General features: G+C 47.9%; 1 protein-coding gene. It reads left to right on the top strand.

The features are described 5' to 3' along the window. Positions 1 to 198 precede the first annotated feature (198 nt). Complete coding sequence (locus H5186_RS07035) at positions 199 to 16,410, top strand: Ig-like domain-containing protein (RefSeq protein WP_182794268.1); 16,212 nt, start codon at positions 199 to 201, stop codon at positions 16,408 to 16,410. Positions 16,411 to 16,421 lie beyond the last annotated feature (11 nt).

Raw genomic sequence — 16,421 nt, 5'->3', positions numbered from 1 at the left:
AAATTTAGTTTTAGACAACGAAATCAATTTGTGCAAATAGAACTTTGATAAAGCACAAAAATTAATTTCTACCAGTTTTTTAATCTTTTAATACAATTTTAAAAATTCAAAACCTGTACTTTAGTCCAGTATCCTTTTGGCTGTGATGTCCTAAATTTGAGTAATACAAAGGTATAACTCTTGATTAAAGGCAGCAAAATGGACGCAAATCAATTACTGATCATAGACATTCAAGGCTCAGCTGGGATTGTTTTAGAAGATGGTTCAATTCGGGCATTATCGTTGGGGGACGCGCTGACGGTTGGTGATGTTATTATCACTGCTGAGAACTCCTCGGTTATGATCGATATCAAAGGTATGTCTCTGTCTATTCCTGCCAATCAACGGGTAAGAATCACCCCCGACCTTGTTGCCGAAACGACCCGCGATAGCTCAGAAACAACAATTTTTGATGATAGTATTGATGATGCCATTGCTAGCTTAAACCAACCGAATACTGCAGATGAGGCATCCTCCTCTCCTTTAAGTGAAGATGTCAGTGATTTTTTGAGTGCCCTTGAAAGTGGTGGTGATTTACTGGATACATTAGAAGCAACTGCCGCTGGTGGTAATGCTGCAACAGGTTCTGGTGGAGGTACTTCCTTTGTGGAACTTGCACGTATCGCTGAGGGTATTGATCCAAGTAGTTTATCTTTTGATGATAGTTTTACAGCTAACAATGATGGCATTTTTTCTCTTCGTGATACGACCGATGGGGTGGTGCCCGAAACCGCGTTAATTGGTAGTTTAGAGTTAAATGACATTGGCTTAATTAATAACCCGCAACCGATTATTTCAGGTGCATCGACTAATTTAGTGGGTCAAACAGTATTAATTACAATCACCGATGCTTTGGGTAATGTACAAACGATTGATGTTGTTGTGCAACCTGACGGCACCTTCACCTCTCCGGAATTAGAACCATTACCAGATGGCCCAATTGTTGTTGAAGTTACAGCAACAGGCCCAGATGGCAATCCAATTTCAGATAACATTGCTGCCGATATTGATACCACAGCACCGCTTGTGAGTATTGATACACTTGCTGATTCGACATCGCCAGTGGTAGTAATTACAGGCTCCGTAGTCGGGCTGGTGGCCGGTGATGATGTAACGCTTACGGTGACTGATAGCAGTGGGCAAGTGCAAACGTTTGTGACGCAAATTGATGAGCAAGGTAATTGGAGTGTTACCACCGCAGCTTTGGCTGAAGGTCCTTATGGTGTTCAAGCAAATGCGGTTGATGAAGCTGGTAACCAAGGTAATGCACAAACTACAGCCATTATAGATCTAACCGCGCCAGTAATTGTGATTGATGCAATTGCTGATACCAATGACGTGACTCCTACATTGACGGGGTCGGTAAATGGTGTAGCTACGGGTACGCTTGTATCAATAACCGTTGTAGCTAGTGACGGCGTTGCGCAAGCTTTAACTGCTTCGGTTACAGCTGATGGCAGTTGGTCTGTAGAGGTTGTTGATGCACTGGCTGAAGGTCAATTTACAGTGACAGCCAGCGTCGCTGATAGCGCTGGTAATCAAGCCGAAGATAGTGCAGCTGGTGTAGTAGATTTAACCAGTCCAGTCATCTCGATTGATCAATTGAACGATAGCAATGACACAACACCATTAATATCAGGCTCAGTATTAGATGTGCCGCCAGGTACAACAGTGACTCTGTTAGTTACAGGCAGTGATGGGCAACAGCAAACGCTGACGGCTACAACCGACGGCAATGGCAATTGGCAAGTTGACGTTATTAATGCATTGGTGGAGGGCGATTATACAGTACAAGCCACCGTTTCGGATCCAGCTGGTAATAGCAGCTCAGCGTCGGCAGTGGGTACTATAGATTTAACTGCCCCACTGATCAATATCGATCCATTAGTAGATAGTAATGATCAACAACCGACGATTTCAGGTATTACCCAAGGGTTGGCTGCCGGAAGCCAAGTAACAGTCACCATTGTAGATAGTAACGGTCAGCAACAAACGGTTATCACACAAATAAATGCCAGTGGAGTTTGGAGCATAGCAGTGGCCAGTGCTTTAGCCGAAGGGCCATATACGGTGACAGCCACAACGCAAGATACAGCAGGAAACACAGCCCAAGATACCGAAACAGGGCTAATTGATTTGACTGCTCCGACCATCAGTATTGACTCATTTGCTGATTCTAATGATGTGACTCCGATTATCTCAGGTGTAGTCTCGGGTGTTGAAGCAGGTACTTTAGTTACTGTGATTTTGGTTGATAGTGCAGGCACAGTGCAAACTGTAACCACTACAGTGAATGCTGATGGTAGTTGGCAAGTTGGCACTAACCAAGCAATTTCCGAAGGTGAGTTTTCTATTACTGCGTCAGTAACAGATACCGCGGGTAATCAAGCAACTGATGTTGCGCAAGGCCTAATTGATCTTACTGCACCGACTATTAATTTAGAGCCATTGGCAAATACGGCTGATGATACGCCGGTTATTTCGGGTCAAGTCAGCGGTGTGGCAGTTGGTACTATGGTTACTATTGTTGTAACCGATGCAAATGGTGTGCAACAAACATTAATGACCAGCGTGCTTGCCGATGGAGGTTTTGCTATCGAAGTTGACAGCGCACTCGCGCAAGGGAGCTATAGCGTTACTGCATCAGTGACAGATAATGCTGGCAATCAAGCTTCAGATACTCAAACCGGTCTTATTGATTCGAGTTTACTATCAGTGACAATTGATGTGATTGGAGAAACAAACGACACGACTCCAAGCATTTCAGGAACTAGTCTTAATGCTGTTGCAGGTGATACTGTCAGTGTGTTGATAACTGGTTTTGATGGTCAAACGCAATTATTAACGACACAAGTAGACAATAATGGTGATTGGAGTGTTACACCAACAATTGCATTAGTTGAGGGTGGATTTAGCGTTAATGCCACATTAACAGACAGCTTAGGCAATATCGTGTCTGATAATGCAACGGGTATAATTGACACTACCGCTCCCATATTAACGATTGATAATTTAGATACAGTTAGCGATAGTACGCCGATCATTAGTGGTCAAACTGATGAACCAGCGGGCAGTGTTGTGAGCTTAGTTGTTACCGATGGTGTAAATTCACAAAACTTAACCGCGATAGTAAATACCGATGGCAGTTGGTCAGTAGAAGTACCTATTGCATTACAAAACGGCGCCATTAATGTCGATGCGAGCATAACGGATACTGCAGGTAATCAAGCAACGGCCTCTGATACCTTTATTTTAAATGGTAACGCACCAAGTATTAGTATCGATACGGTTGCTGATGGCAATGATGTAACACCAACCATTAGTGGTACGTCTGATGCCCCTGACGGTACACTTATCACCGTGGTAATTACTGATAGTAATAATAATAGCCAAACTCTGAACACAACCGTCATAGCAGGTGTGTGGAGTGTAGATGCACAAGATGCGCTTGCCGAAGGTGAATTTACGGTTAATGCAAGTATCACTGTAAATGGCTTAACAAGTGATGCTCAGGCAACGGGGATCATTGACACACTTGCACCGACTTTTGATATTGATCCGTTGTCTGTAACCAACGACACCACGCCAACCATCACTGGTAGCAGTGATGAAATTGGTGGACTGGTAAGTATCACCGTGACAGATGCAAACGGTGCGGTGCAAACTTTAACTGCGACGGTACTGGCAGATGGTACGTGGTCGGTAGATATACCGACACCACTTGCAGAGGGCGCATTCCAAGTGGATGCCAGCGTGACCGATGTGGCAGGTAATACCGCCAGCGACACTGAAAACGGTGGAGTAATTGACACCCAAGCGCCTACTTTTGATATTGATCCGCTTGCTGCAACGAGCGACAGCACGCCTACCATCACTGGTAGCAGTGATGAAATTGGCGGTCTCGTCAGCGTGATTGTCACTGATGCCACTGGCGCTGTGCAAACCTTAACCGCGACGGTACTGGCAGATGGTACGTGGTCGGTGGATGTACCGACCCCACTTGCAGAGGGCACATTCCAAGTGGATGGCAGTGTCACTGATGCGGCAGGTAATACCGCGTCTGATACTGAAAACGGCGGAGTAATTGACACTCAAGCGCCTACTTTTGATATTGATCCGTTGGCTGCGACGAACGACAGCACCCCAACCATCACCGGTAGCAGTGATGAAATTGGCGGGCTGGTGAGCATTACGGTCACCGATGCCAATGGCGATATACAAACCTTAACTGCCACTGTGTTGGCTGATGGCAGTTGGTCGGTGGATGTACCGACCCCGCTTGCAGAAGGCGCTTTTGTTGTTGATGCTAGTGTCACTGATGCGGCAGGTAATACCGCGTCTGATACTGAAAACGGCGGAGTAATTGACACCCAAGCGCCTACTTTTGATATTGATCCACTTGCTGCAACGAACGATACCACGCCCACCATCACTGGTAGCAGTGATGAAATTGGTGGTCTCGTCAGTGTCATCGTCACTGATGCGACGGGGGCAGTACAAACCTTAATCGCGACGGTACTGGCAGATGGTACGTGGTCGGTGGATATACCGACGCCGCTTGCAGAGGGCGCATTCCAAGTGGATGCCAGCGTCACTGATGCGGCAGGTAATACCGCGTCTGATACTGAAAACGGCGGAGTAATTGACACTCAAGCGCCAAGCTTTGATATTGATCCGCTTGCTGCAACGAGCGATAGCACGCCTACCATTACTGGTAGTAGTGATGAAATTGGTGGACTGGTAAGTATCACTGTGACAGATGCTAACGGCACGGTGCAAACTTTAACTGCGACGGTACTGGCTGATGGTACGTGGTCGGTGGATGTACCGATCCCACTTGCAGAAGGCGCATTCCAAGTGGATGCTAGTGTCACCGATGCCGCCGGCAATACCGCCAGTGACACAGAAAATGGTGGGGTGATCGATACTCTTGCACCGACGGTTGATATCAACCCGTTGGCTGATAGCAACGACAGCACGCCTACCATCACTGGCAGCAGTGATGAAATAGGTGGGTTGGTGAGCATTACAGTCACCGATGCCAATGGTGATATACAAACCTTAACGGCGACAGTACTTGCAGATGGCAGTTGGTCGGTGGATGTACCGACCCCGCTTGCAGAAGGTGCTTTTGTTGTTGATGCCAGCGTCACCGATGCCGCCGGCAATACCGCTAGCGACACAGAAAATGGCGGAGTGATCGATACTCTTGCGCCAACCTTTGATATTGATCCGTTGGCTGCGACGAACGACAGCACCCCAACCATCACCGGTAGCAGTGATGAAATTGGCGGGCTGGTGAGCATTACGGTCACCGATGCCAATGGCGATATACAAACCTTAACTGCCACTGTGTTGGCTGATGGCAGTTGGTCGGTGGATGTACCGACCCCGCTTGCAGAAGGCGCTTTTGTTGTTGATGCTAGTGTCACCGATGCCGCCGGCAATACCGCCAGTGACACAGAAAATGGTGGGGTGATAGACACAACAGCGCCGATTGTCACTATCGATGCACCGGCATTGACCAACGACAATACGCCGCTGGTCACAGGGACATCGGATCTAGCCAATAGTGACATTGCGATTACCTTTACGGATGGCAATGGCAGCCATACGGTGACAGTACAAACCAATGCTAGCGGTAATTGGAGTGCAGAAGCCACGCAGCCGCTTATCGATGGTGCGTACACCGTGACTGCCAGTCTCACTGATGCCGCAGGTAATACCGGCAACGCCAGTGACAATGGCGTGGTTGATACAATTCCGCCAGAGCTTGCGTTTGTGCCCACCTTCCTATTAGGACAGTTAGTGTCCCTTAATGGTACCTCCGATTTACCTGCTGGAAGCACAGTTACGGTTACTCAAAACCTACTTGGTGGCGGGGTGATAAACTATACCGCGACCACCGACGCAGCAGGTAATTGGTCATTAGTTGGGTTGAGTATTCCGCTGCTAACACTTAGTTCGATCACCGCCAGTGCCAGTGATGAAGCAGGTAATGTGCGCACGATCACTTCGACTGATTTTGATGGTACGCCACCGACGCTCACGGTGAGCGTCGATACATTGAGCAATGACAACACCCCAGCCATTAGTGGGACCACTGATGCGGGTCAAGGGACTGCAGTGACGGTGGTTGTTACTGATAAAGATGGCAACACGCAAACACTCACGGCCACCGTGGATGCCAATGGTGATTGGGTAATTAGCCCGACAACCCCGCTGCCTGATGGTGCGTTTAGTGTTGATGTCAGTGTCCTTGATGGTGTTGGCAACGAAACCACCGACTCAATTAGTGGTGTGATTGATACCACCGCGCCGAGTCTTACAGTGCAAGGCGTGGGTGATGGCAGTGACGTCACCCCGGTATTCAGTGGCACCAGCAATGAAATCGGTGGCACAGTGACCTTAGTGGTCACCGATGCCAACGGGGTTGAACAAACCCTGAGCGCGACAGTACAAAGCAATGGTCAATGGTCAGTCGAAGTACCGAACGGCCTGAGCGAGGGCGATTACACCGTCAATGCCGTCATTACCGATGCGGCGGGAAATGATACTCAAGTGGCCTTAACAGGCAATATTGATACCTCAGTGCCTGTTGTTATGGTTAATGATAATGGCCTTGGAAACAATGCGACACCAACGATTACGGGTACCTCAACCGAGCCGGCGGGCACCGTTGTCAGCATCAGTATCGTGGATGTCAATGGCGATAGTTATGGATTAAGTGCCACCGTCCTCGCTGATGGTTCATGGCAAGTAACAGCACCAAGCTTACCGGATGGCAGTTATACAGTGACCGCCAGTATTACCGATGCGGCAGGCAATACCGGCAGTGACACCGGCACTGGCAGTGTGGATACCTTAGATCCGTTGATCAGCATTAATAACTTGGGTGCAATTAATGATGACACGCCAACGCTCAGTGGCACCTCATCAGAGCCACAAGGAACGGTGATAAACCTCACTGTCACCGACAGCGGTGGGACAGTTACCACACTCAGTGCCACGGTTGATGTCAATGGTGACTGGGCCGTTACCGCCCCAGTTTTAGCCGATGATGATTATACGGTGGTTGCGAGCGTCAGTGATGCGGCGGGCAATAGCAACAGTGCCACCGATACCTTCACACTCAATACCTTAGCGCCAAGTATTACCATCAATGCGATTGGTGAAACCAATGACACCACACCGACCATTAACGGCAGCAGTGATGCGCCAGATGGCAGTGTTGTCACTGTGGTGATAAATGATGGAATTAATCCAGCAGAGACTATTCAAACCACCGTAACCGGCGGCACGTGGAGTGTCACGGCCAGTAGTGATTTAGCGGAGGGTGACTTTACGGTGACCGCCACCGTTGAAGATGCCGTGGGTAATCAAGGCACGGCCACAGTTACTGGGATTATCGACACCACCATGCCGGATATCAGCATTAATCCGCCAGCCGACACGAATGACACCACGCCTACTATCAGCGGCACGGCCAGTGCGCCACAAGGCAGCATTGTCACCTTAGTATTTAATGATGCGGCAGGCAACTCACACACAGTCACCACGCAAATGACACCATCAGGCACCTGGTCAGTGCCTGCGCTGGAGGTATTGGCTGAAGGCGAATACACAGTCACTGCGAGTGTCTCAGATCAAGCGGGCAATCCAGCCAGCGCCAGTGTCACCGGGGTGATTGATGTAACGGCTCCAATGCTCAGTGTGGATGCACTGGCAGACAGCAGTGATGTGACCCCCCTTATTAGTGGCCAAAGTAGTGGTGTGCCAGCAGGCACACAAGTAACGATTGAAATCATCGCTGCAAATGGCGCAGTACAAAGCGCGACAGCCCTAACGGATGGCGCAGGAAATTGGTCGGTGGAGGTCAGTAACGCGCTCGTCGAAGGCGAGTACACAGTGAATGTCAGTGTGACAGACTCCGCAGGCAATACCGGCACCGATAGCGAAACTGGGGTGATAGACACAACAGCGCCGAGCGTCACTATCGATGCACCGGCGTTGACCAACGACAATACGCCGCTGGTTACAGGGACATCGGATCTAGCCAATAGTGACATTGCGATTACCTTTACGGATGGCAATGGCAGCCATACGGTGACAGTACAAACCAATGCTAGCGGTAATTGGAGTGCAGAAGCCACGCAGCCGCTTATCGATGGTGCGTACACCGTGACTGCCAGTCTCACTGATGCCGCAGGTAATACCGGCAACGCCAGTGACAATGGCGTGGTTGATACAATTCCGCCAGAGCTTGCGTTTGTGCCCACCTTCCTATTAGGACAGTTAGTGTCCCTTAATGGTACCTCCGATTTACCTGCTGGAAGCACAGTTACGGTTACTCAAAACCTACTTGGTGGCGGGGTGATAAACTATACCGCGACCACCGACGCAGCAGGTAATTGGTCATTAGTTGGGTTGAGTATTCCGCTGCTAACACTTAGTTCGATCACCGCCAGTGCCAGTGATGAAGCAGGTAATGTGCGCACGATCACTTCGACTGATTTTGATGGTACGCCACCGACGCTCACGGTGAGCGTCGATACATTGAGCAATGACAACACCCCAGCCATTAGTGGGACCACTGATGCGGGTCAAGGGGCTGCAGTGACGGTGGTTGTTACCGATAAAGATGGCAACAGCGAAACCCTCAGCGCCACCGTGGATGCCAATGGTGATTGGGTAATTAGCCCGACAACCCCACTGCCTGATGGTGCGTTTAGTGTTGATGTCAGTGTCCTTGATGGTGTTGGCAACGAAACCACCGACTCGGTTAGTGGTGTGATTGATACCACCTCGCCGAGTCTCACTGTACAAGGTGTCGGTGCTGGCAGTGACGTCACCCCGGTATTCAGTGGCACCAGCAATGAAATCGGTGGCACAGTGACCTTAGTGGTTACCGATGCTAACGGGGTCGAACAAACCCTAAGCGCGACAGTACAAAGCAATGGTCAATGGTCTGTGGAAGTACCAAATGGCTTGAGCGAGGGCGATTACAGCGTTGAGACGACCATCCTGGATGCGGCTGGAAATAGCACGCAAGTCAACTTAACGGGCACTATTGATACCTCAGTGCCTGTTGTTATGGTTAATGATAATGGCCTTGGAAACAATGCGACACCAACGATTACGGGTACCTCAACCGAGCCTACGGGCACCGTTGTTAGCATCAGTATCGTGGATGTCAATGGCGATAGTTATGGATTAAGTGCCACCGTCCTCGCTGATGGTTCATGGCAAGTAACAGCACCAAGCTTACCGGATGGCAGTTATACAGTAACCGCCAGTATTACCGATGCGGCAGGCAATACCGGCAGTGACACCGGCACTGGCAGTGTGGATACCTTAGATCCGTTGATCAGTATCAATAGCCTCGGAGCCATTAATGATGATACGCCGACACTCAGTGGCACCTCGTCAGAGCCACAAGGGACAGTGATAACCCTCACCGTTACCGACAGCGGTGGAACGGTTACCGCACTCAGTGCAACGGTTAATGCCAGTGGTGAGTGGGCGGTCACCTCGCCAGTCCTCGGCGATGATGATTACACGGTAGTTGCGAGTGTCAGTGATGCAGCGGGCAACAGCAACAGTGCCACTGATACCTTTACACTTAACACCTTAGCGCCGAGTATTACCATCAACGCGATAGGTGAAACCAACGACACTACACCGACCATTAACGGCAGCAGTGATGCGCCAGATGGCAGTGTTGTCACTGTAGTGATAAATGATGGAATAAACCCCGCAGAGACAGTTCAAACCACCGTAACTGGCGGCACATGGAGTGTCACGGCCAGCAGTGATTTAGCGGAGGGTGACTTTAGTGTTACCGCCACCGTTGAAGATGGCGTGGGTAATCAAGGCACCGCCAGCGTCACTGGGATCATTGATACCACCATGCCGGATATCAGTATTAATCCGCCAGCCGACAGTAACGATACCACGCCTACCATCAGTGGCACCGCCAGTGCGCCACAGGGCAGCATAGTTACGCTGGTGTTTAATGATGCCGCGGGTAATTCACACACAGTCACTACGCAAATGACACCATCAGGCACATGGTCAGTGCCGGCGCTGGATGCATTAGCAGAAGGCACTTATACGGTTACTGCAAGTGTATCAGATCAAGCGGGGAACCCAGCCAGTGCGAGTGTGAACGGGTTAGTTGATGTCACCGCGCCGGTTATTAGCGTGAATGCGCTGGCAGATAGCAGTGATGTTACTCCGCTCATCAGTGGCCAAAGCAGTGGGGTGCCAGCGGGTACGCAAGTGAACGTTACAATCATCGCGGCCAATGGCGCAGTACAAAGTGCGACAGCAACAACGGATGGCGCAGGTAATTGGTCCGTGGAGGCCAGTAATGCGATTATCGAAGGCGAGTACACAGTCAATGTCAGTGTGACAGACTCCGCAGGCAATACCGGCACCGATAGCGAAACTGGGGTGATAGATACAACCGCGCCAAGCGTTACCATCGATGCACCGGCATTGACGAATGACAATACGCCAGTGGTGACAGGCACATCGGATCTAGCCAGCAGTGACATTGCGATTACCTTTACGGATGCTAATGGCAGCCATACCGTGACAGTGCAAACCAATGCCAGTGGTAATTGGAGTGCCGAGGCCACGCAACCGCTGGTTGATGGTGCATACACAGTGACTGCCAGTATCACCGACGATGCAGGCAATACAGCCAGCGCCAGTGACAACGGCGTGGTGGATACCATCGCCCCAGAACTGAGAATTATACCTTCCTTCTTACTTGGCAATTTAGTATCGCTATCAGGTGATTCAGACTTACCAGCGGGAAGCACCATCACTATCACGGAACATTTAGTGGGAGGGTTAATTGGTGCAAGTTATACGGCAACTACAGATACTGATGGTAATTGGCAATTACTTAACTTAACGGTGCCATTACTTAACCTTGCCTATGTTACTGCCAGCGCAACTGATGCAGCAGGAAATATTAGTACGGTCAGCACACTCGATTTTGATAACGTAGCACCTGATTTAACGGTCAGTGTTGACGCGTTGAGCAACGACACAACGCCAGTTATTTCAGGTGATACGGATATGGGTCAAGGCACTGTGATTAATTTGACAGTGGTTGATAGTGATAATGTCAGCCAAACATTTACCGCAGTGGTACAGGCTGATCAAACCTGGTCAGTATCTGTGCCGCAAGCTATTGCACAGGGAACCTATACCGTTACTGCCTCTGTGCGCGATGGGGTTGGTAATTTGACTACTGAGCAAACGACTGGAGTGATTGATAGTGTGGCGCCAAGTTTATTTATCGATAATTTAGCGCCAACAGCAAATACTGCCCCAACAATAACTGGCAGCAGTAATGAAATAGGCGGAGATGTATCGGTCACAATTGCAGGACAAACGTTGCAAGCGACAGTGGCAAGTAATGGCACTTGGCAAGTAACGCTACCAAGTGCATTGACTGATGGTGATTACACGGTTGATGTAACGATCACCGATGATGCAGGTAATCAACAAACGGCATCTGCGACACTGACCATAGATAGCACGACACCAGTGCTTACAATCACAGCCCTTGGAGTGGGCAACGATGCGACGCCAACAATTTCTGGTACGTCAACAGAGCCGCAGGGAACTGAAGTGGCTATCGTGTTGGTTGATGCAAACGGTGACACTCAGCAATTTACAGCACTAGTGCAAGCCGATGGCAGTTATTCAGCAACTCCAACCGCTGATATTGCTGATGGTGACTACATTGTTACGGCTACTATTACTGATGCCGCTAACAATATAGGCACAGTTCAAGGTAATGGCACGGTTGATACATTAGATCCTAGTTTAACCTTGAACGGACTAGGCACATTTAATGATAGTACACCGATGATTTCAGGGAGTAGTGATGAAATAGGCGCCACGGTAACAGTGAATGTCAATGATGACTCAAACAGTTATCAACTAACTGCTGTTGTACAAGCAGATGGCAGCTGGTCAGTTCAAGTTATTGATGCATTAAACGATGGCGCAATTACTATTACGGCTAATGTGAGTGACACTGCTGGCAATCAAGCATCGGCTTCAAGTAACGCAACATTGGATACTAATGCGCCGACTATCTCGATTGCGAGTTTACAAGCAACGATGGATACAACACCAACTATCTCTGGTACCACCGATGCCAGAGATGGTACGAATGTAACGATTGAAATTATTGCCTCGGGCATTGTTGTGCAAACATTGACTACTCAAGCTTTGGCTGGGCAATGGACTATTGATGTCAGTAATGCACTTGTTGAAGGCAGCTATACTGTGAATGCAGTTGTCAGCGAGGACGGTTTAACTGGCTCGTCAAGTACTAGCCTAGCAATAGACTTAACCGCACCAACATTGGCTGTCAATTCGCCTAGTATTACAAATGATACAACACCATTAATTAGTGGCACATCAGATGCTGCGCAAGGCACTGTAGTTGAATTATTGATCACTGATAGTACTGGCACAGAGCAATCTGTGCAGGCAACAGTTAAAGCAAATGGTACATGGTCTGTAGCGCTTGGAAGTGCGCTTGCAGAAGGAAGTTATAGCATTGCTGCAACTATCACTGACATTGCTGGGAATAGCAATTTGGCTCAAACAACAGGTGAAATAGATTTAACTCCACCAACAGTGTTGATTGATCCATTAAGCAGCACCGCAGATAAAACCCCAATTGTTTCAGGGGGAGCTGTGGGGGCTGTTGCTGGCAACACCGTTGCTGTTACTTTTACTGACGCACAAGGGGCTAGTCATACCATCAATACAACACTCGCAGCAGATTTAACATGGCAAGTCGAAGCTTCCCAAGCACTTGCGGAAGGCGCTTACTCAGTCACTGCTGTGGTCACCGATACTGCGGGTAATGTAGGGCAACTAACCGCTAATGCTGTTATAGATAGTATTGACCCTGAGATCACAATTGATCAAAGTAGTTTGATATTAACACAAGACACAACGCCACTTATTAGTGGGACATCTGATGAAGCGAATGCCACTGTTGAGGTGACCTTTACTGACGCAAGTGGTACTGAACAGGTTGTAACAGTTACTACGGATGCTCAAGGTGATTGGCAAGCAGCTGCAAATACCGCGTTAGCTGAAGGTGTTTATTCCGTAAAAGCAACAATCACTGATATGGCGGGTAATCAAGGAGAAGACAGTAAAACGGGCGGTGAAGTCGATATTACACCACCTGCACTTACGATTGTCCCTTCTTTCCTTCTAGGCAGTTTGGTTTCCTTATCTGGCACATCAGATTTACCTGAAGGCAGTGTTGTTACCATTACAAACCATTTAGTGGGAGGCGCTGTTGGTTTACCTTACACTGCAACGGTTGATGCGAACGGTGATTGGAGCGTATTGAATTTATCGGTATCATTACTGACACTAGCTTACGTTGAAGCCTCGGCAACCGATGCGGCTGGCAATACCACGACTATTAGTACTTTGGATTTTGATAATACGGCGCCTGAACTAACGTTATCTACCCCTGCATTGACGATGGATAGCACCCCAACTATTAGCGGAACCACTGATTTAGGTGAGGGAGCGCAAGTAACATTGGTGGTAACTGGTCAAGGAGTTGCAACACAAACCTTTAGCGCGACAGTGCAAGCGAATGGCAGTTGGTCAGTTAATGTACCGCAAGACTTAGGTGATGGACAATATACGGTTCAAGCGAGTGTGCGCGATGGAGTCGGCAACCTAACTGAGCAGACGGCCAGTGGTGTAATTGATACTACCGCGCCAACACTCACTATAAATCCTTTATCAATTACCAGTGATGCGACTCCAACGATTAGCGGTACAAGTAATGAGTTAGGAGCAACGGTAACCGTAACCATTGATGGCCAAACACTAACAACTTTAGTAAATGGATCTGGCTTATGGCAAGTCACTACAACGACTCTTACTGATGGCGATTATAATATTAATGCGACTGTGAGTGACAGTGCAGGTAACAGTATCAATCAAACAGCGAACCTAAGTATAGATACAGAAGCACCAGAGTTAACTATAGCGCCATTATCATTATCTAATGATAGTACGCCAACCATAAGTGGTAATTCAAATGAGCCACAAGGAAGCACAGTTTCTATTACTGTGGTGGATAGTAATGGTAATACTCAAAATTTAATTGCTACTATAGATAGTAATGGTAATTGGCAAGCCACGGCAGCAGCTTTACCTGATGGCACATTCACAGCAACAGCGTCAGTGACAGATAGTGCGGCCCTGACTACAACAGCTTCAACAACAGCTGTGATCGATACCAGTGCGCCAACTATTTCGGTTGATTCTATAGGGACTATAAATGTAGCCACCCCTCAACTCAGTGGTTTAACTAATGAGCCTGCAGGTACGCAATTGAGCGTCACAGTTACCGATAATAATTCCAGTTATACTTATACGACGCAAGTACAAGCCGATGGCAGTTGGTCAATTAATGTTACAGATTCACTGGTTGACGGCACTATCACAGTCGCTGCAAGTATTACTGATTTAGCGGGTAATTCAACAACCTCAACGTCGGTAACTGGATTATTGAATACCAGTGCACCAAGCATTGCAATTGTTGCTCCTGCAGATACCAATGACACAACTCCCAATTTCAGTGGCAGTAGTGACGCTGTCGATGGCAGTGCAGTCGTTGTTACAGTAACGGATAGCGCGGCCCAGACACAAACTTATAATACAACAGTAGTCGATGGTTTGTGGATTGTCTTAGTTACTCAAGCTCTTAGCGAAGGTATTTATACTGTTACAGCGACAGTCACTGAAGCAGGGCTAACAGCAGATGCTAGTGTTAGCGGTTTAGTTGATATTACTGCACCGGTATTGACTATTAATGAGCCTGGTACTAGTGGCGATGCAACACCTGTAATATCGGGTAGCACTGATGCGGGAGTCGGTTCAATAGTTACCATAGTACTAGTTGATAGCTTAGGTACTACAGATACAGTTACTGCTATGGTACAAGCTGGGGGAGTATGGAGTGTTGCATCAAATCAAATACTGGCTGAAGGGAGTGTCGCAATTACCGCCTCGGTTAATGATAGTGCAGGTAATCAAGGTAGCAATACCGCGACACTAATATTAGATTTAACGGGTCCTGTTATTGCTATTGATGTAATCAGTGACACAAATGATTTAACACCTCAGATCACCGGCACAGTAACTGGTGCACCTGGAAATAGCCAAGTTACTGTATTGTTTACTGATGCGGCAGGTAACACGCAAACGGTTACAACCACAACTGCGAGTAACGGTAATTGGTTAATTGAACCAAATACAGCACTTGCAGCGGGTAGTTATACTGTGGATGTGACCGTGCAGGATGAATACGGTAATGCCACCACGGTACAAGAATCAGGTGTTATTGATACGGTTGCTCCGACTATTGCCATTACGAGTGGGCTGATATTAACCAATGATGCGACACCTGAAATCAGCGGCACATCGAGTGAAGCAGGGCGCACAGTCACGCTGATATTTGATAATGGTATAGCGCAAACATCAGTAACAACTACTACGCAAGGCGATGGTAGTTGGAGTATTTCACCAAACGATATTCTGCTTGATGGCAGTTATACCGTCAGTGCAACAGTGTCAGATATTGCTGGGAATACCACTGCTACCTCTGCGATGACAGGTCTTGAGATAGATACTATCCCGCCATCACTTACGAACATAGATACAAATAGTATATTGTTAGGCCTAGTTGTGACAGGTTTTGATGGTGAAACTGATGCTGAAGATGGAGCTATTGTAAGGCTTGATAATGCGCTGGCACTCGGGATCACCTTATTAAGTGATGGTGGGGCTGTTGTAAATAATGGCACATGGAATATCGGCATTGTTGATGTAAATTTGGCCGATTTACTTGGCGCAGGCTTAAGCGATGCTCGCTTTAGCATTACAGATTCAATCGGTAATATAAGAGTGGTTGATATTAATGGTCAGGACCTTGAGATAAATGGAGTGGATGTTAGTTCTGCAGGTGTTGAACCTAGCGCTGAATTCAGTGGCAGTGATAATAGTACTGAATTATTATCATCAAACGATGATAGTATTGATTTAAGTAAAATTAGCAGTGTTGCTCCGGTATCTGAATTAACACCACAACTGAGTCAATTAACAGTTGCAGATCTTCTTGCAGAGAGTGAACAAAATAACTTGCTCGCACTCGATCCTGTGAGTGAGAGTAATAGTCTGGTGTTTACAGCACAGCAGAAAGCTACTGCGGAGCCTGCTCTTGATGTGCAAAATCAATCAGAGGAAATGATTAAGAAATTAATCGAAAGCGGCAATAATCAAATTGATAGTTAATTATTGTTAAG

The organism is Pseudoalteromonas sp. SG41-2, from assembly GCF_014164535.1.
GTDB lineage: Bacteria > Pseudomonadota > Gammaproteobacteria > Enterobacterales > Alteromonadaceae > Pseudoalteromonas > Pseudoalteromonas rhizosphaerae.
Note: the sequence above shows the minus strand (reverse complement) of the source record. Positions and strands in the feature narration are given on the sequence as shown.

Excerpts from the sequence above, each read along its gene's own strand:
- H5186_RS07035 (WP_182794268.1), top strand. The coding sequence starts at position 199 with ATGGACGCAAATCAATTACTGATCATAGACATTCAAGGCTCAGCTGGG.